This is a genomic window from Priestia sp. LL-8 (genome assembly GCF_036227845.1).
Classification (GTDB): domain Bacteria; phylum Bacillota; class Bacilli; order Bacillales; family Bacillaceae_H; genus Priestia; species Priestia zanthoxyli.
On sequence record NZ_JAZAQH010000001.1, the window covers coordinates 2,349,435 to 2,373,294 of the forward strand.

A 23,860-nucleotide genomic window follows, 5' to 3' on the forward strand; every position below is an offset into this window, starting at 1 on the left:
GTAAAAGCGCTCGGATTTTTTTCGAGCGCTTTTACTTATCATTTATATTGCTGATTTGTAGTTCTAACTTATGCTTCTTTCTATCAACCGAATCCGTTAGAAACAAGGCAATTCTTTTTTTGTTGTAAATTAGATATGTTCGATAAAGTCGCTTACAACTTTGTTAAATCGATCGCTTTCTTCTAGAAAAGGGCAGTGGCAGCTGTTTTCAAAAACTTCAAGTACAGAACCTGAAATCAGCTTTTGAATATGGATTCCAGCTGCTACCGGAATGAGCTTTTCTTCTTTTCCAAAGCACAGTAAGGTAGGGATTGTAATAAACGAAAGAAAATCTCGATAGTCCACAATGGATTGATCAAACAAAATGGCACTGGCTATCGACTCAGGCATTTTTGTTACTTCTTTCATAATCCAATGTTTATCTTCTTCAGTTAATTCATCCTTAAACATAAGCGGAATAAAACTTTCTAATGTACTTGTTCGATCAAGCTGAATACCCTGCATGAGCGAAATAAGGGCAGGTAAATCAAATGCACCGATCGGAAAGTCTGGCCATTTAAAGTCTGAAGCCATTTCATCTACAATAATATTCCCTTTTACATTTTCTTGACCAAATTGTTTCAAATATTCCCACACAACAAAAGCACCCATCGACCAGCCTACTAATATGACGTCTTTTAATTGATGAGTGGTTATAAACTCATGCACATCACGAGCATAAGTGGAAATTGTATGACCGTACGGAATATGACTTGAATTTCCATGTCCTCTTAAATCCAAAAGAATAGTTTGATACTGTTTCGAAAAAAAAGAAAGCTGGTTGTGAAAAAAACGACTGCTCATCCAAACTCCGTGAATGAAAATAATAGGTGTTCCTTCCCCTTGTTGCTCATAGTACAAAGTTGCACCGTCTTTTAATGGATAAAAAGGCATCATTTCCCCCCCCCAATCTCAAAGGTTCATATCTCATCATGTATGCGCAGAAAAGCTCAGGTAGAACGTATCTCTGCAAGAAAATGTTCATAAAAAAACAAATCCTAGAAGTGAACGCTTTGATATGTTATACTATTACAGGCTTAAATACTGTATGTTTTTGAAACAATCATTCACTATACTACTTTTTAGATAGAAGCATCCTTATAGAAAGGATGTTGTTTTTGTCGTAATGTACCTTTAAGTAATGAATTGTTACCATCAATTCGGTTCACAATAACCGACCTACATGCATTATATCTTGCAAATATAAACAGATAGGTGGAAGAAGCAACATGACTGAAAGAAAACCATATCAAGTACTACTATATTATTTGTACACTCCAATTGAAAATCCCGAAGAGTTCACAGCTCAGCACTTGGCATTTTGTAAAGAGCTTGAATTAAAAGGACGCATTTTAATTGCGGCTGAAGGGATCAATGGAACGGTATCAGGAACAGTTGAACAAACAGACAAATACATGGAAACGATGAAAAATGATCCTCGTTTTGAAGGTATTGTATTTAAAATAGACGAAGCAGATGAACATGCGTTCAAAAAAATGCACGTGCGTCACCGCAAGGAATTAGTAACTCTTCGATTAGAAGAAGATGTGAATCCTCTCCGCGTAACGGGTAACTACTTAAGCCCAAAAGAATTTTATCAAGCAATGCAAGATGAAAATACGGTCGTAATCGATGCACGAAACGATTATGAATACGATCTAGGTCACTTCCGAGGAGCTGTTCGTCCGGATATTCGAAACTTCCGTGAGCTTCCTGAATGGATTCGCGACAACAAAGAACAGTTTGAAGATAAAAAAATCTTAACGTACTGCACAGGCGGTATTCGCTGTGAAAAATTCTCTGGATGGCTTCTTGAAGAAGGTTTTGAAGATGTAAGCCAACTTCACGGAGGCATTGTAACATACGGAAAAGATCCGGAAGTACAAGGTGAACTATGGGATGGTCAGTGCTATGTATTTGATGAGCGCATCAGCGTACCAGTTAACCAAAAAGAGCATGTGATTGTCGGGAAGGATCACTTTACCGGCGAGCCTTGTGAACGCTATGTCAACTGCGCAAACCCAGAATGCAACAAGAAAATCTTAGCTTCTGAAGAAAACGAACACAAATATTTACGCGCTTGTTCACATGAATGCCGAGTAAGTCCTCGTAACCGCTATGTAAAAGAACATGGTTTAACAGAAGAAGAATTTGCAACACGTGTTAAAGAGTTAGAAAAAGAACACGTAACTTTATAATAAAAAAACAGCACGCTATATATAGCGTGCTGTTTTTTTATGAAAAGATTCTCTTGTAACCTAGTGTTTAGAGAAGGTTATGCAACGGGTATTTATAAAAAGGAAACATATTCCTGTTTTTTTGTTTTGCGTACTTAAAGGAATATTTTTTAGAAAGCAATTAAAAAACGGTTGTACATAAAAACAACAAAGGAGCTTGAAAATGGAAGCGAAAATTGAAAAAAAGTACGATGGACGTTTGCTGGAAGGACCCCTATGGGATGAAGAAAATCAAAGATTAGTGCTAGTAGACATTTTAGATAAAAAACTTCTTACGTACGATCCAAAAACGACAACCTTAGAAGATATGGATTTTCCTTCAGTCGTTACAAGCGTTTCTACAACCAATCATTCAAAATTGATCGTCTCCACTCGTAATCAGCTGCTTTTAGTGGATAAAAACAAAAAGAATCATGAAGAGTATATCCGTTTAGATACTCTTGAAAAAACCATGCGTTTTAATGACGGGAAATGTGATCCATATAATCGCTTTTGGATTGGCACGATGAGTGAAGAAGATGAAGAAGGAAAAGCCCAGCTGTACGTAGTAGATGAAAAAGGTGTAATTAAGAGCGCTAAAGAAGGATTAAGCGTGTCAAACGGACTAGCTTGGAATCGAACAGGAGACAAATTTTTTCTGGTTGATTCACCGAAAAATAAAATTATGTCTTATTCATTTTCTAAAGAAACAACAAGGCTCGAAGATGAAAAAGTGGTGATTGACCTTTCAGATATGGACGGGTTTCCTGATGGAATGACAATTGATGAGCACGACCGATTATGGGTAGCGCTTTGGGGAGGTTCGAAAGTTATTTGTGTAGATCCAGATAAAGGAGAAATTATAGAATCTATTCATCTTCCTGTTTCCAATGTAACCTGCTGTACATTTGGAGGAGACGATTTACAAACCTTATTTATCACCACAGCTAAGGAAGAAGAAAAATACGAAGAAGCTGCCGGCTCTCTTTTTTCATGTCGAGTAGGAGTAAAAGGCGTGCCGGCTTATACTTACGTGTATTAGAGAAGCGCTTATCTAATGTCGTCATGCTTAAAGTCCGTTAGCGATAGATATTAAATGCAGTTTCTACAACTCCTTTGCACTACGTTCATTCCCTTTACATTTTATTCTTTATGAGGAAGAGGAATAAAACATGACAATAACGAATTTCCATAAAGAAGCCTTTTAAAGAATATGAATACTTGTATTGGGTAATAATGGGTAAAGGTACAAAAGGAGGAATTGGTTTGGAACAAACATTGTATGAAAAAGTGGGCGGACAAGAAGCGATTGAAAAAGTAGTAGACTATTTTTATTCTGAGCTTGTATTAAAAGACGAAACAGTCAGTCACTTTTTCGAGCACACGGATATGGATAAACAGCGTCGACATCAAGCAAAGTTTATAAGCTTTGCCTTAGGTGGACCGAATCAATATTCAGGAAAGTCGATGGCCAAAGCACATGCAAATATGAATATTCAACCCGAACATTTTAATGCAATTGCTAAGCATCTTCACGATGCACTTGCTCACTTTAATGTTGAAGAGCCTGATATTGACCAAGCATTAAGTAAAGTTGAATCCCTAAGAAATGATATTCAATATAAATAAATCATAAAAAAAGAAGGTTACTGTAACCTTCTTTTTTTATGCTCAAAGCTGTGATGTATGAAGGAAACATGGAAAAGACATCGTAATATGATAAAAATGCAATAGGTGAAAATATTTATCGAAAGTCTGGGAGTGGGAGTATGTCAGCAATTAATGGGAAGCAATACGTAGAGAGAATTAACCAATTAAAAGCAAATGTATGGGTTGATGGCAAGCTCGTAACAGGCGATATATCAGAACATCCGGCTTTTAAAGGAGCCATTAACAGTCAAGCTAAGCTTTATGATCTTCAGCATGATAAAAAAATCAAAGATATCATGACATACCAATCTCCGGCTTCTAAGGAATTTGTCGGTACATCTTATTTACAGCCTAAAACAAAAGAGGAGTTAAAAAAGAGGCGAGAGATGACTCAGCAGTGGGCTCGCTTAACTCACGGTATGATGGGGAGAAGTCCAGATTATATGAATACCGTATTGATGGCTTTTGCATCCTCTGCAGAACTCCTGAGAGGAGCAGAAAATTGCTTTCCTGAAAACATCATTTCTTATTATGAATATGTGAGAGAGCACGACTTATCGCTCACTCATACATTCATCGATCCTCAAGTCAATCGAATCCAATTTTATTACGAGCAAAACGATGAACCGATAGCAGCAAGAATAGTTGATAAAAACAATGAGGGAATCGTTATCCAAGGCGCGAAACTGCTTGCTACACAGGGCGGAATGACAGATGAGCTGCTCGTACTGTCTTCAGCGGGCATTCAAGGAAAAGAAAAAGGGTTTGCTTTTTCAATTCCAAGTAATACAAAAGGAATTAAATTTATTTGTAGAGAATCATTTGCAGGAAAAGAGTCGACGTTTGATTATCCATTAAGTTCTAGATTCGAAGAAATGGATACAATTGTTGTCTTTGACCATGTATTAGTACCGTGGAACCGCGTGTTCTTCTATGAAAATGTAGACGTATCAAATACATTCCTTGCTTCTAGTTCCTTCTCAGCTTTTGCTCTGCATCAAGTAACTTCAAGGAGAATTGTCAAAACAGAATTTGTATTAGGAATTGTACAATCTCTGATTGAAACCATTAACATTACAGACTATCCACATGTACGAGAAAAAGCAACAGAGCTTATTATTGCGTTAGAAACGATGAAAGCTCTCGTGATGAAAGCAGAAGAAGAAGCGGAGATTGATACATGGGGATACATGCGTCCGAATGAAACTACACTTCGTATTGCCGCAAATATATTTTCAAAAACATATCCTACCTTTACAGAAATTATCCAGCTTTTAGGTGCAAGCGGACTAATGGCAATACCAACAGAAAATACGTGCCGCTCATTGGTTAAGGAAGATATTACGCGTTATTTGCAAGCTAAATCGAGAGGAGCAGAAGATCGAATTAAGCTTTTTCGACTAGCGTGGGATTTAACGATGAGTCCGTTTGGCACAAGAGAAACGCTGTATGAACGTTTTTTCTTTGGTGAGCCTGTACAGTTAACTAGTTATCTGTACTTATCTTACGATAAAGAGGGCTATGTACAGCGAGTAACCGATTTTTTGAAAAGTTAATGGAGAAAAATGATCTCCGCTGGGTATCATAGTTTAGTTACAAAAACAGCGGAGATGCTTATTGAATAAATTTGAAAAATCTGCAATAATTTTCAGAGAATCATTTCTGTGAAAATACTAAGGAATACTATAAAGATAGGATGTTACAATGAAGCAATTAATCTATTTTGGTTTAGAACAAGCAAAATCCTGTGTTTTTCCTGTTATTATTTTTCTTACATTGGCTCTGACAAAAATAATTGAAGTACCGTTTATTTCTAGATATGACCTTATTTTATTAGTCTGTCTAGGAACTCAAGTTTTAATGGTGATGTTTAAACGCGAAACGCTTGATGAAGTAAAAGTCATTGCAGTATTTCATTTAATTGGACTAGCGTTAGAACTCTACAAAGTTCATATGGGCTCATGGAGCTATCCGGAAAAAGCTTTCACTAAAGTTTGGGGAGTTCCGCTGTACAGCGGATTTATGTATGCTAGTGTAGCCAGCTACATGTGCCAAGTGTGGAGAAGGCTTGAATTAAAGCTTGCGAATTGGCCTTCTACGTGGATTGTCAGTATACTAAGTATAACCATTTACCTTAACTTTTTCACGCATCATTTCATTTACGACTTCCGCTGGTTTTTAAAACTTTTTACTTTACTTATTTTTTATCGAACTTTTGTGTATTTTACGGTTAACAAACGTACATATCGCATGCCTTTAGTATTGTCTTTTGTACTGATTGGCTTTTTCATTTGGATCGCTGAAAATATCGCAACATTTTTCGGAGCATGGCAGTATCCAGATCAACAGCAGCAGTGGACAATGGTTCATATAAGTAAAATTAGCTCTTGGCTTCTTCTTGTGATTGTTAGTTTCTTGATTGTTGCTTTACTAAAGCATTTAAAAGAAAATCAAAGCCAATTTAAACAAAGGAAGAAATCCAAAGAAACAAACGAAATATATGAAAGATAGAAACATAACTATGTACACGCTTTTAATATAAGGTACAGAAGCTTTGGAGGCTTATATGCAAGAATATATTTTTTATTTTCCCTATTTTAAATCAGCGGGGAAGACCGTAGCAGTTACAAATGAAAATGGAGAAAATGTCGGACAGCTTAAGAGAGTGCATAAAAATATGTGGACTAAAAGTATTGATTTTTTAACTCGTGATGGACTTCCAGTTTTAGATTCTATTTCTTGGTTTCCTATCTTTTCCTGCGGCTTAAAGGTACATTTACAAGTTCAATGGGAAGGAAGAACGGTGTTTATTGATCACATAAAAAAACACCGGTGGGTGATAAAAGAAAGTGGAAAAACAGTGGGGTATCTATTAGGGAAAGGAATAATCAAAAACGAAGGAGCACAAGAAATTAGATGGGGAAATAACGTCTACATGTTAAACAGTCATGAAGCCGTAGAGGAAGCGTGTATTTTTAATGGAAAAAGAGAAAAAGTCGCAGAATTTAAATCAGATCTTTTTCATTTTAAAGAAGGCAAACACTCAATAAGAGTAACAGAAGAACTGCCCGTACCCATTTTTATCGCTTCTTACTATATAACTAATTTTATTATGCCATACATATAATCAGGCGCAGAATGATTCTGCGCCTGATTTTTATATCATAATTTTACAAATATCATTTGTGAATTCAACTGGATCACTAATAGATAAGCCTTCAATTAAAAGAGCTTGGTTATATAATAAATTTGTATAAAGGTCTAATTTCCCTTTATCATTCTCAAATGCATCTTTTAAAGAAGCGAATACATCATGATTTACGTTAATTTCTAACACTTTTTCTGCTTTTACATTCTGATTATCAGGCATAGCACTTAAAATTTTCTCCATTTCAATCGTTACTTCACCATCAGCTGATAAGCAAACGGGGTGTGTTTTTAAACGTTTAGACGCGCGCACATCTCCTACTTTTCCCGCCAAAGCTTTTTTCATATAGTCAAATAGCTCTTTATTCTCTTTTTCCTCAGACTCATTGAGCTGTTCTTCTTCTGCTTCAATCCCTAAGTCACTACTTGAAACAGACTTAAATTCTTTTTCTTTGTACGTCATTAACATTTTAATCGCAAATTCATCGATATCTTCTGTAAAATACAGAATTTCGTACCCTTTATCTGCAACTAATTCTGCTTGAGGAAGCTTTTCAATGCGGTTGTACGATTCGCCTGATGCATAATAGATATACTTTTGATCCTCAGGCATGCGTGATACATACTCGTCTAGTGTTACGAGCTTTTTCTCTGTAGAAGAATAGAATAAAAGCAGGTCTTTTAATACATCTTTGTTGCTGCCAAAGTCACTGTAAACGCCGTATTTTAGCTGGCGGCCAAATGATTCATAAAACTTCTCGTACTTTTCACGTTCGTTTTTAAGCAAACTTTTTAATTCATTTTTGATTTTCTTGCCGATGTTTTTGGCAATCAGCTGAAGCTGGCGATCTTGCTGTAAGATTTCACGCGAAATATTAAGAGATAAATCTTCAGAATCTACCATACCTTTCACGAAGCTAAAGTAGTCTGGAAGAAGATCTGCGCATTTATTCATAATTAATACGCCGTTTGAATACAGTTCAAGTCCTTTTTCAAATTCTTTTGAGTAGTAATCAAACGGACTATTTTCTGGAATAAATAAAATAGCATTGTAGCGAATCGCTCCATCCACATTAATGTGAAGGTGAGTGAGCGGTTTATCAAACCCGTAGCGCTTTTCTGAATAAAATTGCTCATAGTCTTCTGAAGTCAATTCATTTTTATTTTTCTTCCAGATCGGTACCATACTGTTGATAACTTGCTCTTCTGTATAATCTTCTAGCTCGTTATCAGAACCTTCTTTAGGACGTTTTTCCGTTATGTCCATTTTAATCGGGTAGCGGATAAAGTCTGAATATTTTTTAATGATCTCTTTTAAACGATACTCTTCTAGATACTCATCATATGTTTCATCTTCTGTATTTTCTTTGATTTTTAAAATGATTTGAGTTCCAACCGTTTCTTTTTCGCAAGGTTCGATTGTATAACCATCAGCACCAGTAGATTCCCATTTATAGGCTTCATTGCTGCCTAACGCTTTACTAATCACCGTTACGACATCTGCCACCATAAACGCTGCGTAAAACCCAACGCCGAATTGGCCAATAATCGTGTGTCCGTCCTTTGTTTCATTTTCATTTTTAAACGCAAGGGAACCGCTTCGCGCAATTGTGCCCAAGCTACTTTCAAGCTCTTCTTGCGTCATGCCAATCCCAGTATCCGTAATGGTTAAGGTACGGTTAGTTTTATCTGGTGTTACTTTTATGTAATAGCTTTCTTTGTTAAAACGCAAGGAGTCGTCTGTTAAGGCTTTGTAATAAATTTTATCGATTGCATCGCTTGAATTTGATAGAAGTTCTCTCAAAAATACTTCTTTTTGAGAATAGATGGAATTAATCATCATCTCTAATAATCGCTTTGATTCGGCTTTGAATTCTTTTTTTGACATAAGAAGTTCTCCTTTCCAAATAGGGCTTATAAAATAATTAGCACTTGAGTGGATAGAGTGCTAATCACTCTTTTTATTTAACATGTATTAGGATATTTGTCAATATATTAGGAGATTCACTAAAGAGATTAAAAATTAGACTGAAAAAAGCAAACTTTTAAAAAAAGGTTGAACGTTCTGAAAGAGTTTGCTAGAATATACTTAATTTCAAAGACTATATGTGACTGGCGAAACGCGGATAACCGTGAGGAAGCATATAGTGACGTAGCCGTTCGCCTGGGCAGAGGTAAGGGATTAATACATATCTCTTACCTCTTTCTGTTTAGGGGGAGAGGATATAGAAGTTATCAGACATGTAGGCTAAAAAACCAGACTTTTAAAAAAATTAAAAATGAAGTTCCTTTATCCAAAGGTAAAAACATGTAAAACTACGATGATAATCAGAGGAGAGTACAAAATGAGCACATTAACATTAGAAAAAGTACAAACAATCAAAACATTAAACAACATTGCACAAAAAGGTCTAAATGTTTTTAATCAAGAAGGTTATCAAATTGACAACGACAGCGAAAATCCAGATGCGATTGTCGTGCGTAGCTTTAACATGCACAGCATGGCATTTGACCAAAATTTAAAAGCTATTGCACGAGCTGGAGCAGGGGTTAATAATATACCGGTGGACGCTTGCACGGAGCAAGGTATCGTTGTATTTAATACGCCAGGAGCTAATGCAAACGCAGTAAAAGAAATGGTTTTAACTACAATTATGGCTTCTTCTCGTAACTTATTTGCTGGAGTTGAATGGACAAAAGGATTAGACGGCCAAGGTGATCAAATTCCTAAGTTAGTTGAAGCAGGTAAAAAACAGTTTGTTGGAAAAGAAATCAAAGGTAAAACATTAGGCGTTATTGGTTTAGGTGCAATTGGTGCTCTTGTAGCAAACGACGCGCTTGATTTAGATATGGACGTAATTGGTTTTGATCCATTCATTTCTGTTAATACAGCTTGGAATTTGTCTCGCAACGTACAGCGTGCAATGTCTCTAGAAGAACTATTTGCAGCATCTGACTATATTACGGTTCACGTTCCATTAACGGACGACACAAAAGGTGTTTTCAATAAAGAAACGTTTAGCATCATGAAACCTGATGTTCATATTTTGAACTTCTCACGCGGTGAGCTTGTAAACGAAGAAGATATGAAAGCTGCTCTTGAAAGTGGAAAAGTTGGTCGATATATTACAGATTTCCCAAATCAAAATGTCTTGAACATGAAAAATGTTGTGCCAATTCCTCATTTAGGGGCATCAACTCAAGAATCAGAAGAAAACTGTGCGGTAATGGCAGCACGTCAAGTGAAAAATTTCTTAGAAACAGGAAACGTTAAAAATTCAGTGAACTTCCCGAATGCATCTCTACCTTACACTGGGAAAAAACGCGTAGCTGCTTTCCATCACAACGTGCCGAATATGGTAGGACAGCTTACGCAAGTATTCTCAAACTACAATTTAAACATCGCAGATATGGTGAACAGAAGCCGCGGTGAATATGCGTATACAATGATCGATATTGACAATCAAGTAAGTGACGAGATTGTGCCTGAGCTAGAAGAAAAAATTGGTCAAATTGAAGGAATTATTACAAGTCGTATTATCTAATTTGGTTACCATCATATTTTAGTGTTTCAGCCCTAACTTTTCTAAGTTAGGGCTGTTTTTACATGGTATTTATCCTCATATCATTTCCTTCAGTCCCATAGCATATAGAAATATCTTTAAAGAGGTGAACGTTTTGTCAGAAGAAATGATAGGAATTTTGATAGGGTCGCTCATCGCGCTGGCAGGAACATTCATTACGTCTGTCGTAGCTATAGCGATGTCGAAAGAGCAATACAAGCAAGAGCTTCGCAAAGCATTTATCCAAAAGAAAGTTGATGCCTATACCCATGTGTGTCAAGTTATTCTAGCTATAAAAAATGATTTACTGACAATAACCGTTTCTTCAGCCGGCTTAAACTGGACGGCTCAATCTATTAACAAACTAGCAGATGTGTGTATTACGGAAGGACTATGGATCGATGAAGAAGACAGCAAAAAGCTGGAGGTTCTGCAAAAGCAGCTTTCAAAGTTTGTATTGGATGAAATAGAACTGTCTAGACATGATATCCTCACAACTTGTTATGATATCGTTGAATATTGCGAAAAAAAGATTAAAATTCTCCATTTTATGACCGTAAAAGAATAGATGATTACTATGTTAAGAATAAGTGATTGTGGGAATATTAAATAAACATTGGACGATAAAGTAACGAAACAATCCTTTATACACCAGGTATAGACAAGAGTACTAGGAAGAAAAGAAAAAAGTGAAATTTCATTTTGGAAAAGTGATAGAAAAAGGTAGGCACAAGAGGGTGTCTATCTTTTTTTCGTTTATATATACACTTGTCCAAGCGTTTATCGAAAAACTTCATAAAATATAGTACAAAAAAGGGGGTGATTGTATGTCAAGTTATGAGTCGAACAAACAGTATATTAAAGCGGTTAATATACCTAATCCTTTATATCAATCGTTAAAAGGAGACTATTTTGTTGGACAAACTGAGCCTATTCGTTTTGGTGGAAACAGAAACGCTTGGGGCGGATTAGTGAACCCTTCCGGCTCCGGAGTAGATTTATTTGTGAATGCTTTTACTATCACTAACTATTCAAACGAACCTTTTACTGCTGAAATTTGGTTTAATTCTATCCCCCCTGGAAAAGGAACAACTTCAGATAATGTGAGTCCAGCAAATACTACAATACGTTCAAAGCCAAAAGGGAAAATTAAATTTGCAGAAATGGTAAAAGGCGTTCCTGCTAAAGGGGTAAACGTATTTAACCGTGTTGTTCCGCCGAAAAGTACATTAGTAAGTGATGAAGACGGCAAATTTATCTTTCCAAACAACGGTTCATACGTTATTTTCTTAGTTTCTCCAGGAAATAAAGAAATCGAAGCTGAAATTGCCTATGGATGGTTTGAAAAAAAGCGTAAGAAGGACTGTTAACTGAATAGCTTTTAACGATGGTACAAAAAAGAACTTTGCAGCAGCATGCAAAGTTCTTTTTTATAGTTTGCATTTTTTCTTTCGATTATGGATAGAACCAAAGAGAAGTAAACACGCTTAACATCTCACGTTAATATCTAACTTCAAATTATCTTAAGCTTCAATTCATACTGGCTTCATATAAATTAATCATACTGAATGTATGAATAATTTATATGAGGTGGAGCAATGTTAAACAAGTTTTTTAAACTATTTACACAAAAAAACGAGATATCTAAAGATCAAGAAATAGAATTACACGAAGAGAACGATTTTGATGAAGTTTGTGATGAGTATTTTATTATAGATGAGTATTAAAAAAACTATAAAGCGCTGCAAAACTTAAAGGATTGATTAAGTATATCCGTGTATCGAGTAAAGGTATACTTTTATGGACCATTAATGTGTATAAATTGCTTTTTAAATGAAACATTGTGTAAAAAATGGGCATCCTAAAAGCAAAAGGAGGGGATAGAATGGACAAAGAAACAAAAGATGAAACAAGTGAAGGGCTGAATCAGCTTTTTGAAATTATTAATGCAAAAGGCGACGAGGGCGAACTTAGAGAAATTGTAAGTAGAAGCAATGAAAAGAACAATTATAAAAATCATGAGGATCAATCATAAAAAAAGAAAATAAAAAACCTCTTCATGGAAATCATGAAGAGGTCAAATGAAACAGTATTGCGACCATTCCATCGTGCAGAGTTTTAAAGTGTTTTAAACCCTTGATACAACTGATTTTATGGAACTGATGGGATTCGAACCCACGACCCCTTGTCTGCCAGACAAGTATTCTCCCACTGAACTACAGTCCCGATTATGTAGAGTCTTTATCGTTTATTGACTCTACTATATTTTAATACGTATATGGCACGTTCGCAATAGTTATTTTCAGTGTTTTCTAATTTCTTTATATGAATATTAACTTCTAAAAAAATCATTTACTTCTTGTTCGTACGTATAAAAGAAGCTTGGAATCTGACTTGATTCTAATCCTTTTTCAGCGTATTTACTGATGGACTCGTAGTACCATTTCTGCTTTTCAAATCCTCTTTTAAAGCTATTCCAAATCGTATCTCCGTGCTGATCATAGCTTTCTTTTAAAGACCGTAAATTATCTAATTTATCTGCTACAATTAAGGCTTTCACTTCAAGAGAAGCTGTTTTAACGGTTTGAATTGTATGCTGTTTACGTTCTTCCCAGCTTTTTGATTTGTCTTCTGTGTGTGCTTCAACAATCTCCGCTACCTCTAAACCAAATTTTTGTCCAATTTCTTCAAGTGTTACATTTGTATCTTCTACAGCATCATGCAGATAAGCTGCTGCTATTACTTCTTCACTAAAACCTGCTTTTTCTAAGATATTACCTACGTTAATAGGATGAACAATATAAGGTATATCAGACAATTTGCGCATTTGACCGCTATGAGCGTCTTCTGCATATCTACGTGCTTCCTTTATTATAGACATCATATTCCTCCACTTTTTATACAATATTTTTATATTTAGTATAAACGACTATAGCTCTTATAACTTTATTAAATTAAATAAATTCCTTTATTTTAATAAGATAATCCTCAAAAAAGGTCCTAGTAGCTCAAATCACTCCTTATCAGACAGCTTACTACAAAGCCTAAAATCTATCTATTAGGCCTGTATCAGTTGCCATTTTCTTTTTTATTCATAGTTTGTAGGAAGGAGTGATAGCAGTGCAAAACCGTAATAATCAAAATATTAAGGTCATTGATGTTTCTCATCACAACGGAACAATTGATTGGACAAAAGTGGCGTCAGATGGGGTAAAAGGCGCATATATTAAATTAACAGAAGGCACAACCTTCTTAGATAAAAAATCATATGATAATTATATAGGAGCGAAAAATGCAGGCTTACGTGTGGGATTTTACCACTTTGCTCATGCTGATAATGATCCTATTGCAGAAGTTAATTTCTTTTTAAATAAATTAGGCAGCATGAAAGTTGATTTGCCTCATTGCTTAGATTTGGAAGAAAATAAAGGGAAAACAAAAGCGCAGGTCACAGCCTTTGCAGTTAGATGGATGGAGTATATTGAAAGGAAAACAAGCATTACGCCTATTCTTTACACCGGGTATAGTTTTATTAAATCCAATTTTACAAGCGCTGTGGCAAAATATCCGCTATGGATAGCTCGTTACAGTGGAAGTAACCGTTCTAAGGGATTTACTAACCCAGGTGATACGGCCATTTGGGATAGATGGTCTATGTTTCAATATACAGATCAAGGAAAAGTAAACGGAATTAAAGGCAATGTTGATATCAATGAAATGGATCTGGACTTCTTTAATAGTATTAATACAGGCATTACGGTGGTGGATAATAATAATCCCTCAGCACAATTGCAGCAAGGTGATAGCGGACTAGCCGTAAAAGAACTGCAGCAAAACTTAATTAAATTAGGGTTTGATCTTTCTCAAAAAGGAAGCGATGGTCAATACGGAAATGAAACCGTTGCAGCTGTTAAAGCTTTTCAAGAGAAGTATGGATTAGCGTCAACTGGAAAAGCTGATGAAAAAACCTTAGCTAAAATGATGGAATTGCTTAAAGGTGTAAGCAATCCTATGGAAGAAGCATTACCTAAGGTTACTTCACTGGGAGATAAATATTCTTTCCAAGTAAAAGCGAAGAAGGATATTGGGGTTTACAAGTATGCCAATGTAACAAAAAATTTTAGAACTATAAAAAAAGATACGGTATTTAGCGTATATGGCTATACGTATGCAGCATGGGCTGTTCCGGGTGGATTTGTGCAAATGAAAGACGTGGAACCTATTCCCGTTACAATTAAAACAGGTGGATTAAGTAAAGACATGGAAACGGAGTTCCGTGCTTTCTTAAAGAATGAAGGAATTGACAGTGAATTAAATGTACATGCAATAGGTAATCCGTCAGCCGAACTCACAGTAGCTGGACTTGATTTCGTAAAAGTTAAGCAGTTTTTAGATAAAAAAGGTTGGTACTACAAGCAATAAAACCCTGCTCCGAAGAGCGGGGTTTTGGTTTGGGATTTTATAAAATAAGAATAGCAAACATCAATTAAGTAATTAAAATATGTTCTAAATAACAAAGGAGGTGGTAACAAAAAAGGTTCTATGTATAGTTCACCTCTAACAGTCATATTTTTAGTCAACAGTTCATGGAGGGTGAATGAATATGAAAAATACGCAGATTCGAATTGAAACACTGTCCTATCACTACGAAAACATTATGGTGAACGATGAAGTAGAGCGTGCGATAAAAAGTATTGAAGTGACGTATCGAGCATATAAACATAACCACGTTTTAAACGGACATGTAGTACTTTCAGGAGAAGAGATTTATGACCTTCAGCAGCTGACTCACGCAGTGGCTGGAAAAATAAAAGCAGAATTAGAAACTGCATAAAAAACCGCCTTTCTTTAAATCTCAAACCAAGATTAAAGAAAGGCGGTTTTTTATATTAATTAAACTGCAAAAAGAAGAAATTAAAGTATGTTCTAAATAAAATATATAAATAAAAAACATAGCTTCTAAGAGAATTCCCTAAACCATACACATTATCTTTGTATTGTGAACCTCGTCTTTTTTACTACTGCTCGTCTTTTACTATGTGTAAGCAACACGCCGCATAACGTAATAATGCTTCCTACAATAGCTGCTACACTTGGGATATCTTTTAAAAGCAGCCACGCTAAGAAAAAGGACAGCGCAGGAGTTAAGTAAAGAGAAATGGCAGCTTCAGCAGAACCTACACGTGATGTCAGATAAGCGAGTATTATGTACGGAATAACGGTTGGAAATAACCCTAAATATATAACGCTTATCGCTGATCTGAACGAGATATTTAAAAAATCTGTTCCTAATCCTGGCAAGAAAATCAGCATAGAAATTGTAGCTCCCCAAATACTGTACGTCACAAAAGAAAGAAAACCATACTTCTTTAATAAATCTTTTTGACATACGATATAAATGCTTTCTGCAAGGGCAGCTAGTAGAATCAGTAAAATTCCATTAGCTGAGTGTACAAAATTCTCTTTGCTAAAGGTTAAAAGCGCAACACCTACAAAGCTTACTGCAGATCCAATCCATTTTCTTTTTCCGAACGTTTCATGAAAAAAGAAAATAGCTAAAAACGCGGAAAAAATAGGAGTCGTCGAGATCAGTAAACTCGCAATACCCGCACTCACGGTTTTTTCTCCAATATTTAATGCCGTGTGATATACGGTAAACCCTAAAAATCCGAGCACTAAAAGAAGTGGAATATCTTTTATATCAGGCAAGCGCATGCGTGTGGCTATTGCAATAACTAATAGCACTACAGAAGCAATACTTAATCGAACAACTGCGAGATGCTGAGGAGAGAACGATTCCAGTCCTATTTGAATAACTGGAAATGCGGAAGCCCACAAGCTAATCATCAGTAAATGTAAAAACACAAGACTAAACGTTAATTTCATACCTATTCATCTCCATTGTTTGTTTTAAACCCAACCAGTATCTATTGTTGTTCCCATGTTAATAAACATTTGATAAAATGTCTTCAACCAGTTTAAAGGCAATTAACCCAACCACTTTTAAAATAGGAGTAAACGTATGACTCAAGAGGACAGTTCAAGTTATCCAAAATACAAGCAAATTATTGATTTTATGAAAGGGAAAATCGCTCGTGGCGAATGGCCGATCGGAAGTAAAATTCCTAGTCAGAGAAAGCTTGCGGCTATGTTTGAGGTTAATCGAAGTACGGTCATCACAGCATTAGATGAATTAACGGCGGACGGTTTAATTGAAGGTAAGATGGGAACGGGAACAATTGTTATAAATAATACGTGGACACTTTTAGCTACGAACCCGCCGGATTGGAACGTTCATGTGAAATCAGGTATGCATCGTCCTAGTCAAGCAATGGTACAAGATATTAATGAATCCGAATTTAACTCTAACCTTATTCAATTAAGCAAAGGTGAACTTTCACCAGATATATTTCCTAAAAACAAAATGAAATACGCCGTGAAAAAAGTAGCAGAAAATATGGAGGTTCTCGGATACGAAGAACCAAAGGGGTATTTTCCTTTGCGAAAAGGGTTAAGTATATACATGAAAACGATTGGCATTGAAGCCTCTCCAGATTCTATTTTAATTGTTTCCGGAGCTCTTCAAGCTCTTCAGCTTATTTCGATTGGACTGCTGCAAAAGAACTCTTCGGTTTTGCTAGAAAAACCTTCTTATCTATACTCCTTACATGTATTCCAATCAGCCGGAATGAAACTTAAAGGTCTCCCTATGGATGAGGAAGGAATAAAAGTAGCAGCTTTAAAACAAGCCGATCCTCAAGAAGGGCAAGCTATTTTATATACAAATCCATGTTTCCATAACCCGACGGGAACATTAATGTCCCAAAAAAGGCGTTACGATTTGTTGAAAGAATGTGAGGAACATCAGCTTCCTATTATTGAAGATGATTTATACCGCGAATTATGGCTAGACGAACGGCCTCCTTTGCCATTGAAGGCTTTAGATAAAAATGGACACGTATTATATGTTAGCAGTCTTTCTAAAACATTAAGCCCGGGATTACGTATCGGATGGATAGTCGGCCCAGAACCAGTCATTGAGCGTTTGGCGGATATTAAAATGCAAACAGATTATGGTTCTAGCTCATTATCTCAAAGAGTGGCAGCCGAATGGTTTAAAAATGGCTTATATCAACAGCATATGGAGACCGTACGAACCGAATTGCGAACAAGAAGAAAAGTGATGCTTAATGCTTTAGAAACATACGCAGGAGATTTAGCAACATGGACGAATCCTGAAGGAGGCTTTTTTATATGGGTGCATATTCAACCTTCTATTTCAATGAAATCTTTATACTCTCGTGCTTTAAAAAGAGGGATATTGCTTAATTCTGGAAGTATCTATGCACAAGAAACCGGCAGTTATCTTCGGCTTTCTTACGCCTATGCCTCTTTACCAGATATCGATAGAAGCATTAAAATTCTTGCTGAACTTATTCGAGAATTGCAGGTGTAGTAAAAAGGAACAGCGGATTAACCACTGTTCCTTTTTACTTGTATCAAATTCCTTTTAAATTGTCCCAGTCTGTCTTCTTCCTATAAGAAACTTCAAGTAATAACTGACTCTATATTACCATCTATAAACATGCGTTATTTTTTATGGCAAAAATAAGTTAAGAAGATTTTTAATTTACTTTCTGTACGTTTTACATGTAAATCATGAATGGTTTTAACTACGTAATCATTATCAAACATTTCCAACACCTCAATCATTGTTAAGTTTCCTGTTTGTTATAGTTTATGAAATAATCAAACGCATATCATCGGCCATCAGCTGTAAGTTTACGGTTCATTTTTTACAACTAAAGGCTGAAACGTACGCTTATAATTGAACGCACGAATAACAGAATATGTACAAAAAAGAAAAGTGTGCTTGTTTTGTTTTAAAAAAGGCTATATCTCTAAAAAAAGAAAATTGTCACACACGTTTGTGAATATGTATCTACTAAGTAAGGATACTTTTTTAGTTGGCAGGATTGAAGGTGAAAAAGATGGATAAATTATTTAAAGACCTTGATGTGTACAGAACGCAAGAAGAAATGAAGCAGTATTTTGAACACACGCAGCAAATGATTCATCAAAACAAAGAGTATATAAAATTAGCTCGACTCAAAAAAGGGCGTTTCAAAAAGTTTTTTGAAGAGTTTTATCCGCTTTATTGTTTCAGCCAATCTTCTTATTGTCCGAGAAATTCAAAATTGAAGCTTATTATTGGAAGTCAAGGATACGACGGATTAATTCTTCAGCCGGATGGTACTGAAAAACGAATTGAAATTACTTCTTACAAAGATGGGAAACTGGAATTTGAAGATGCACAGAGGGTCAATTCAGGAAATTTTGCTCTACCCCGTATCCAGACGGAAGGTTCTGTGGAAGAGTATATAGAAAAAGTGCTAGAAAACATCCAAAAAAAGAGCAAAAAAGATTACAGTGGAGCATCCATTCTATTTGTTGTACACACGTTTCATTATTTTGAAGCCTATGGAAAAAGTTCAGCTGCCTTTATTCGTACCTTAAAAAAAGAAATGAAGAATACTGATTTTCGAGCGGATGAAATTTATTTATTAGAATTAAATCAGCCAGAAAGTGAAAGTGTTAAGCAAAACATTCATTTCATTAAATAAGAAGACGCGCTGTAAATGTTGAGGCGTGTCTTCTTTTCTGATAATAGAACTTAATGCAGGTGGATAATTTTGAAAATTACAACAATTAAGTGCTATAATTCAAGTATGAATATGCATTCAGAGGAGGAAAACCAATGGATTTAGCTTATAGAGAGAAAGCGTACGAATATGCCAAAAGATTCGAATCTAGCTATGACGATTATGATGAACGCTATAAGGTGCACAATAATCCGACAGTGTGGCGATTTATGCCGCTGTCTGATTTTCAAGATTTACTAGAAACCAATGCGCTTTTTTTCGCAAAACCTGATGCATTTTCGGACCCACTTGAAGGATGCTCTTCGATGTGGAACATAGAAGAGTTAAGAAAAACAGGCGAACGTCATAACCGTACCTCTAGAACCTATATAAGAAAAATCCATGAATTTTCTGCTGTTTCATCCTGGCATATCAATGACTACGAAGCCGCTGGAATGTGGGATCTATATTTAAAGGGGAATGATGGCGTAGCTATTAAAACCACCTATGAAAATTTATTGTGCAGTATTAAAGATTTGCGCTATAAAATCTTCTCTGGCAAAGTGCAGTACATAGACTTCCAAAAAGAAATGATCAGTCACTCTGTATATGACACGTTATTTTACAAGCGCAAATCCTATCAGCATGAAAATGAATTGAGGCTTGTTATTGTGGCAAGTCGTATACACGCTTGGAAGCTGCAAAAGCTATTTGAAATTCAAGGTATTTCCGCAAATCAATGGCAAAAACGAATGGATATCCTTGAAAAAAGATCGTATGAGTTTTCTCACGAGCATGGCAACCTCCTTACATGTAATTTACATCAGCTTATCAATGAAATTTATGTATCACCAAGAAGCGCTCAAAGCTGTGTAGATGAGGTAAAAGCTCTTACTAAGAAACACGGTCTCGCTTATAAAAAGGTTATTCAGTCTGACTTGTATAAGGACTATATTTACTAAATGCTAGCGAAGTACACAAAGGCTTAATCAAAAAATGATTAAGCTTTTTGTGTTACACGTTTTATATTTCCATACATTTCCTCATATAAAATAAAACAAACCTCCAAAGCCTATATATACATATTAGATGAATCAGGAGTACAGTATGGTTAAAAGAATGCTGTTTATTTTAGTATGCGGGCTTTGTTTGTGTTTGTTTTTTCAATGGGACGTAAAAAAAGGCTATAACGCTTATGTTCGCGTACATCCGCTTATCGAAACGCCTGTTTACCAAGGCGAGATAGCGCTGTATGCACAAGGAAGTAGTTTATATTTTGCTTTATTTGAGGACATTAAAAAAGCAAAAAAGTACGTGTACATTCAATTTTTTATTATTCGAGCGGACAACATTAGCATGAAGCTATTTAAGCTATTGAAAGAGAAAGCAGCTGAAGGGGTAAAGGTTAAACTTTCTGTAGATCGTTTTGGAGGAAACGATCTCTCCCGAACACTCATAGATGATCTTAAGAAAAATGGAGTTGAGTTTACTTTTAGCCGAAAAGCAAGCAGGCAGCACTTTTTCTATAGCATTAATCATCGAAATCACCGAAAGTTTGTCGTAATAGATGGCCAAGAAGCTTATCTCGGAGGTTTTAATATAGGAGAAGAATACTTAGGGAAGCATAAAAAATTGGGCTATTGGCGTGATTACCACTTGCGAATCAAAGGAGAAGGGATTTTTGAAATTGAAAAGCAATTTTTGAAAGATTGGGAAGAAGACACGGGACAACATATATCTCCTCAGCGAGTTCCTATCGCTCGCTCTAACGGAGCAAACTATCAGCTACTGTTTTCAACTGGAGAAGAACTTGAGCAAAAGATGATTGATCTAATCAACCGTGCCAAAGTAAAGCTTACCATTGCTACCCCTTATTTTATTCCAAGTGAACATTTAATGAATGCACTTATTTCAGCAAAAGAAAAAGGCGTTTTAATTGATATTATACTTCCAGACAATACCGATGCGTGGTTCACTAAACCGCCTAGTTACCCTAAAACAGAGAAACTATTAAACCAAGGTATTCGAATTTTCTTATATAAAAAGGGATTTTTTCACGGAAAAGTAATGGTCATCGATCATACGATTGCCAATATTAGCACAGCCAACTGGGATCCCAGAAGTTTTTATTTAAATGATGAAGCAAGCTGTATTATTTACGATCGCGAGATGATTGCACACATAGAACGAGAAATTAATGAAGATAAAACAAACAGTCGCAGATTAACCAAAACAGTAATAGATGAAATCCCTAAATGGGAACGTTCTCTTAAAAAAACACCGGAATGGATTTATTATTATTTTTGAAAAAATACCCAAATCAAGTTTTAATTATTTTTCCCCGGGTACACATTCTATGTAAGGCCAATACAGGAAAGGAGAGACTGTACAAATGCATTGTTCTACAGCGACTTCAAGAAACGTATTGAGCACCTTAGAAGGAAGATTTGCTTTAATTACAAAAGGCACATTGGTAAACAATCGTTATACTAAGTGCTAGGCTGTCTAATTCAGACAGAATACTCGACTATTCAAACATAACATTCAGTATAAAAAAGAAGATGCGTTCTAAGCGCATCTTCTTTTTTGTTGACTCTATTTTCCCTCTCTTTTGTACTTCGTCTTATTTTTACGCATAAAGTAATAAAAAGGAGGGGGTTATGCTGTTTGATTATGAACAGGAGTTAACGATTCACCGAAAAGATGCTACTCAAAAGACTGCAGCGACTAATGCTGAGACTTATAAAAACATAGACTGGGAACAAGTTAAATTAGAACAAAATCTTGCGGATTACCAAGCTCTTGTACGCGTACCTTTTTCTCTGATTTTCAAAAGAAATCAACTGTATCCTGTATGGGATTTAAGAAAGTACGCTTTTTTATTTGAACAATCTACACCTGCTACTGTCCACCCTAAACTGTGGGAACAAGGGAAATTAAATGTACAAGCCGGCTTATATCAGGTAACTGAAAGTATCTTTCAAGTAAGAGGCTTTGATATGGCTAATATTACATTTGTTAAAGGGAAAACGGGATGGATTGTTATTGATTGCTTGACGTCAAAAGAAACAGCGGAAGAAGCACTTAAACTAGTAAATGAGCACTGCGGGAAGCGTCCTGTTAGAGCCGTTATCTTCTCTCATTCGCATATAGATCATTACGGTGGAGTTCTAGGGATATTACCTGACTCAATACAAAATAAAACTAGTAAAGTTTATGCTCCTGCTGGATTTATGGATGCGGTTATCGATGAAAACGTCACGGCGGCAACAGCAATGACACGAAGAAGTCAATATATGTACGGTATTCGACTGCGACGCGATGAAAAAGGCTTAATTGACAACGGCATCGGAAAAGAAATTTCATTTGGAACGATCACGCTTATTACAGGAATAGAAGAAATTCTTCCTTCCGAATATCATTCTTATGTAAGTAAGAAAATTGACGGCGTCTCATTTCAGTTTCAGCTTACGCCAGGGACGGAAGCGCCTGCTGAAATGAACATCTATATTCCTAGTGAAAAGTCTCTGTGTATTGCAGAAAACTGCACGGCTACTCAGCACAACCTCTATACGCTCAGAGGAGCAAAAGTAAGAGACGCAGCAGCATGGGCAAGGTACTTGCAGCAAGCAATCAATTTATTTGGCCAAGAACTAACAACTGTATTTGGGGTACATAATTGGCCAAGGTTCGGAAACGAGTCGTGTATTACCTATATCGAAAATCAACGAGATGTTTATCAATATATTCATGACCAAACATTAAGGCTGATGAATCAAGGTTATACCATCGACCACGTCGGCCGAATGATGAAGCTTCCGGAAACTCTATCTCACGAGTGGTATACAAACGGCTTTTATGGAACGGTTAACCATAACGCAAAAGCGGTTTATCAGCGCTATATGGGCTGGTATAACAGCAATCCTGTAGATTTAAATAAACTGTTTCCTGAAGAGTCAGCTAAGAAATATGTAGAGTATATGGGCGGAGCGGACAACATTGTCAAAAAAGCACAGCGCTGTTTTCAGCAAGGCGACTATCAATGGGTAGCTGAAGTGACCAAACAAGTAATTTACGCTAATCCTCACCATGTGAAGGCAAAACTTTTATGCGCAGACGCGCTTGAACAATTAGGGTATATAGCTGAATCTGGTCCTTGGCGAAATGAATATTTAACAGGAGCCAAAGAACTTCGTTTAGGTAATATACCGCTGCCAGTCAACATTATTACAAAAGAAGTATGGGACACACTTCCTTTAAAAAATATTTTAGAACTATTTAGCATTCGCGTAGATGGATTAAAGGCAGGCGCATGTAACTATCGTATATTGTTTGTGATACCCGATCGCAATGAAGTAGCTCTCACAGAACTTAAGCATGGAATCTTTAGGTACCTCGGAGATACGCGAAAGAAAGCTGAGGTGACGGTAACGATGTGGCAAGATACCTTATATCGGCTAACAACTACAAATGATCACTCTTATAGCTCAGTCATATTTGTTCAAGGAGATAAATCAAAATGGGATTTCTTTTTGTCTTGTCAGGATTCTATCGATCCAAACTTTAATATTGTGACACCTGTTTCTAAAAAATAGAGTACCTG

Annotated in this window: 22 protein-coding genes, 1 tRNA gene and 1 riboswitch; of the genes, 17 read left to right on the forward strand and 6 right to left on the reverse strand. The window is 36.0% G+C overall.

Going from position 1 to position 23,860, the window contains the following annotated elements; genetic code table 11:
* Positions 1-129 precede the first annotated feature (129 nt).
* Entirely contained in the window at positions 130-933 is an 804-nt protein-coding gene (locus tag U9R83_RS11870) for an alpha/beta fold hydrolase (protein ID WP_208733474.1), read from the reverse strand.
* A 335-nt stretch (positions 934-1,268) separates the two neighbouring features.
* Between U9R83_RS11870 and trhO the strand changes: the two genes are divergently transcribed.
* The 6 genes from trhO (at position 1,269) to U9R83_RS11900 (ending at position 7,032) form a co-directional block, all read left to right on the forward strand.
* Positions 1,269-2,237 (forward strand): oxygen-dependent tRNA uridine(34) hydroxylase TrhO, encoded by a 969-nt coding sequence (gene trhO / locus U9R83_RS11875; protein WP_140450866.1) that lies wholly within the window; start codon positions 1,269-1,271, stop codon positions 2,235-2,237.
* A gap of 202 nt (positions 2,238-2,439) precedes the next feature.
* Entirely contained in the window at positions 2,440-3,297 is an 858-nt protein-coding gene (locus tag U9R83_RS11880) for an SMP-30/gluconolactonase/LRE family protein (RefSeq protein WP_014460044.1), read from the forward strand.
* Between the two features lie 224 nt (positions 3,298-3,521).
* Positions 3,522-3,884, forward strand: coding sequence for a group I truncated hemoglobin (locus U9R83_RS11885; RefSeq protein ID WP_025751868.1), 363 nt, complete (start codon positions 3,522-3,524; stop codon positions 3,882-3,884).
* 140 nt (positions 3,885-4,024) lie between these two features.
* On the forward strand, positions 4,025-5,461 hold the full coding sequence (gene hpaB / locus U9R83_RS11890) for a 4-hydroxyphenylacetate 3-monooxygenase, oxygenase component (protein WP_014460042.1): 1,437 nt from the start codon (positions 4,025-4,027) through the stop codon (positions 5,459-5,461).
* 148 nt (positions 5,462-5,609) lie between these two features.
* Positions 5,610-6,416: a DUF817 domain-containing protein gene (locus U9R83_RS11895; protein WP_014460041.1), complete on the forward strand. Its 807-nt coding sequence runs from the start codon at positions 5,610-5,612 to the stop codon at positions 6,414-6,416.
* Between the two features lie 55 nt (positions 6,417-6,471).
* Entirely contained in the window at positions 6,472-7,032 is a 561-nt protein-coding gene (locus U9R83_RS11900) for a tubby C-terminal domain-like protein (RefSeq protein WP_014460040.1), read from the forward strand.
* Between the two features lie 30 nt (positions 7,033-7,062).
* Here U9R83_RS11900 and htpG read toward each other — a convergent pair whose 3' ends face one another.
* A complete protein-coding gene (htpG, locus tag U9R83_RS11905; protein ID WP_208732296.1) occupies positions 7,063-8,940 on the reverse strand; it encodes a molecular chaperone HtpG in 1,878 nt (625 codons plus the stop codon).
* 210 nt (positions 8,941-9,150) lie between these two features.
* A riboswitch (ZMP/ZTP riboswitch) is annotated at positions 9,151-9,229 on the forward strand.
* A gap of 168 nt (positions 9,230-9,397) precedes the next feature.
* On the opposite strand from htpG, the gene U9R83_RS11910 reads away from it, so the two are divergent.
* The 4 genes from U9R83_RS11910 (at position 9,398) to U9R83_RS11925 (ending at position 12,650) form a co-directional block, all read left to right on the forward strand.
* Positions 9,398-10,597, forward strand: a complete 1,200-nt coding sequence (locus U9R83_RS11910) for a phosphoglycerate dehydrogenase (RefSeq protein ID WP_013057119.1) — start codon at positions 9,398-9,400, stop codon at positions 10,595-10,597.
* A 124-nt stretch (positions 10,598-10,721) separates the two neighbouring features.
* A complete protein-coding gene (locus U9R83_RS11915; protein ID WP_243549355.1) occupies positions 10,722-11,183 on the forward strand; it encodes a hypothetical protein in 462 nt (153 codons plus the stop codon).
* Positions 11,184-11,442: 259 nt separating this feature from the next.
* Positions 11,443-11,985, forward strand: coding sequence for a DUF6143 family protein (locus tag U9R83_RS11920; RefSeq protein ID WP_208732295.1), 543 nt, complete (start codon positions 11,443-11,445; stop codon positions 11,983-11,985).
* A 515-nt stretch (positions 11,986-12,500) separates the two neighbouring features.
* Entirely contained in the window at positions 12,501-12,650 is a 150-nt protein-coding gene (locus U9R83_RS11925) for a hypothetical protein (protein ID WP_014460035.1), read from the forward strand.
* Between the two features lie 119 nt (positions 12,651-12,769).
* Here the strand turns inward: U9R83_RS11925 and U9R83_RS11930 are convergent.
* Positions 12,770-12,841: transfer RNA gene (locus tag U9R83_RS11930), tRNA-Ala, on the reverse strand.
* A gap of 106 nt (positions 12,842-12,947) precedes the next feature.
* On the reverse strand, positions 12,948-13,496 hold the full coding sequence (locus tag U9R83_RS11935; protein ID WP_208732294.1) for an HD domain-containing protein: 549 nt from the start codon (positions 13,494-13,496) through the stop codon (positions 12,948-12,950).
* A gap of 239 nt (positions 13,497-13,735) precedes the next feature.
* On the opposite strand from U9R83_RS11935, the gene U9R83_RS11940 reads away from it, so the two are divergent.
* Both U9R83_RS11940 and U9R83_RS11945 read left to right on the forward strand, forming a co-directional pair.
* A complete protein-coding gene (locus U9R83_RS11940) occupies positions 13,736-15,037 on the forward strand; it encodes a GH25 family lysozyme (protein ID WP_208732293.1) in 1,302 nt (433 codons plus the stop codon).
* A 181-nt stretch (positions 15,038-15,218) separates the two neighbouring features.
* Entirely contained in the window at positions 15,219-15,449 is a 231-nt protein-coding gene (locus U9R83_RS11945; RefSeq protein WP_230624629.1) for a hypothetical protein, read from the forward strand.
* 152 nt (positions 15,450-15,601) lie between these two features.
* Here U9R83_RS11945 and U9R83_RS11950 read toward each other — a convergent pair whose 3' ends face one another.
* Complete coding sequence (locus tag U9R83_RS11950) at positions 15,602-16,501, reverse strand: DMT family transporter (protein ID WP_208732292.1); 900 nt, start codon at positions 16,499-16,501, stop codon at positions 15,602-15,604.
* Positions 16,502-16,637: 136 nt separating this feature from the next.
* Here U9R83_RS11950 and pdxR point away from each other — a divergent pair, with 136 nt between their 5' ends.
* Entirely contained in the window at positions 16,638-18,071 is a 1,434-nt protein-coding gene (pdxR, locus tag U9R83_RS11955) for a MocR-like pyridoxine biosynthesis transcription factor PdxR (protein ID WP_208732291.1), read from the forward strand.
* A 134-nt stretch (positions 18,072-18,205) separates the two neighbouring features.
* Here the strand turns inward: pdxR and U9R83_RS11960 are convergent, their stop codons facing one another.
* Positions 18,206-18,328: a hypothetical protein gene (locus U9R83_RS11960; RefSeq protein WP_014460012.1), complete on the reverse strand. Its 123-nt coding sequence runs from the start codon at positions 18,326-18,328 to the stop codon at positions 18,206-18,208.
* Positions 18,329-18,606: 278 nt separating this feature from the next.
* Here U9R83_RS11960 and U9R83_RS11965 point away from each other — a divergent pair, with 278 nt between their 5' ends.
* From U9R83_RS11965 to U9R83_RS11980, 4 genes are all read left to right on the forward strand, one after another.
* Positions 18,607-19,239, forward strand: coding sequence for a hypothetical protein (locus U9R83_RS11965; RefSeq protein WP_208732290.1), 633 nt, complete (start codon positions 18,607-18,609; stop codon positions 19,237-19,239).
* A 134-nt stretch (positions 19,240-19,373) separates the two neighbouring features.
* Positions 19,374-20,219, forward strand: a complete 846-nt coding sequence (locus U9R83_RS11970) for a DUF2971 domain-containing protein (RefSeq protein ID WP_243549357.1) — start codon at positions 19,374-19,376, stop codon at positions 20,217-20,219.
* Positions 20,220-20,364: 145 nt separating this feature from the next.
* Complete coding sequence (locus U9R83_RS11975; protein WP_208732288.1) at positions 20,365-21,564, forward strand: phospholipase D-like domain-containing protein; 1,200 nt, start codon at positions 20,365-20,367, stop codon at positions 21,562-21,564.
* Positions 21,565-21,917: 353 nt separating this feature from the next.
* Complete coding sequence (locus tag U9R83_RS11980; RefSeq protein ID WP_208732287.1) at positions 21,918-23,852, forward strand: alkyl/aryl-sulfatase; 1,935 nt, start codon at positions 21,918-21,920, stop codon at positions 23,850-23,852.
* Positions 23,853-23,860 lie beyond the last annotated feature (8 nt).

Bases quoted from the DNA above. Each gene is read 5' to 3' on its own strand.
- pdxR (WP_208732291.1), top strand. From the start codon at position 16,638: ATGACTCAAGAGGACAGTTCAAGTTATCCAAAATACAAGCAAATTATT.
- U9R83_RS11960 (WP_014460012.1), bottom strand. From the start codon at position 18,328: ATGATTGAGGTGTTGGAAATGTTTGATAATGATTACGTAGTTAAAACC.
- trhO (WP_140450866.1), top strand. From the start codon at position 1,269: ATGACTGAAAGAAAACCATATCAAGTACTACTATATTATTTGTACACT.
- U9R83_RS11945 (WP_230624629.1), top strand. From the start codon at position 15,219: ATGAAAAATACGCAGATTCGAATTGAAACACTGTCCTATCACTACGAA.
- U9R83_RS11920 (WP_208732295.1), top strand. From the start codon at position 11,443: ATGTCAAGTTATGAGTCGAACAAACAGTATATTAAAGCGGTTAATATA.
- U9R83_RS11935 (WP_208732294.1), bottom strand. From the start codon at position 13,496: ATGTCTATAATAAAGGAAGCACGTAGATATGCAGAAGACGCTCATAGC.
- U9R83_RS11895 (WP_014460041.1), top strand. From the start codon at position 5,610: ATGAAGCAATTAATCTATTTTGGTTTAGAACAAGCAAAATCCTGTGTT.
- U9R83_RS11925 (WP_014460035.1), top strand. From the start codon at position 12,501: ATGGACAAAGAAACAAAAGATGAAACAAGTGAAGGGCTGAATCAGCTT.
- U9R83_RS11980 (WP_208732287.1), top strand. From the start codon at position 21,918: ATGCTGTTTGATTATGAACAGGAGTTAACGATTCACCGAAAAGATGCT.
- U9R83_RS11970 (WP_243549357.1), top strand. From the start codon at position 19,374: ATGGATTTAGCTTATAGAGAGAAAGCGTACGAATATGCCAAAAGATTC.
- U9R83_RS11910 (WP_013057119.1), top strand. From the start codon at position 9,398: ATGAGCACATTAACATTAGAAAAAGTACAAACAATCAAAACATTAAAC.
- htpG (WP_208732296.1), bottom strand. From the start codon at position 8,940: ATGTCAAAAAAAGAATTCAAAGCCGAATCAAAGCGATTATTAGAGATG.
- U9R83_RS11870 (WP_208733474.1), bottom strand. From the start codon at position 933: ATGCCTTTTTATCCATTAAAAGACGGTGCAACTTTGTACTATGAGCAA.
- U9R83_RS11900 (WP_014460040.1), top strand. From the start codon at position 6,472: ATGCAAGAATATATTTTTTATTTTCCCTATTTTAAATCAGCGGGGAAG.
- U9R83_RS11975 (WP_208732288.1), top strand. From the start codon at position 20,365: ATGGTTAAAAGAATGCTGTTTATTTTAGTATGCGGGCTTTGTTTGTGT.
- U9R83_RS11950 (WP_208732292.1), bottom strand. From the start codon at position 16,501: ATGAAATTAACGTTTAGTCTTGTGTTTTTACATTTACTGATGATTAGC.
- hpaB (WP_014460042.1), top strand. From the start codon at position 4,025: ATGTCAGCAATTAATGGGAAGCAATACGTAGAGAGAATTAACCAATTA.
- U9R83_RS11880 (WP_014460044.1), top strand. From the start codon at position 2,440: ATGGAAGCGAAAATTGAAAAAAAGTACGATGGACGTTTGCTGGAAGGA.
- U9R83_RS11965 (WP_208732290.1), top strand. From the start codon at position 18,607: ATGGATAAATTATTTAAAGACCTTGATGTGTACAGAACGCAAGAAGAA.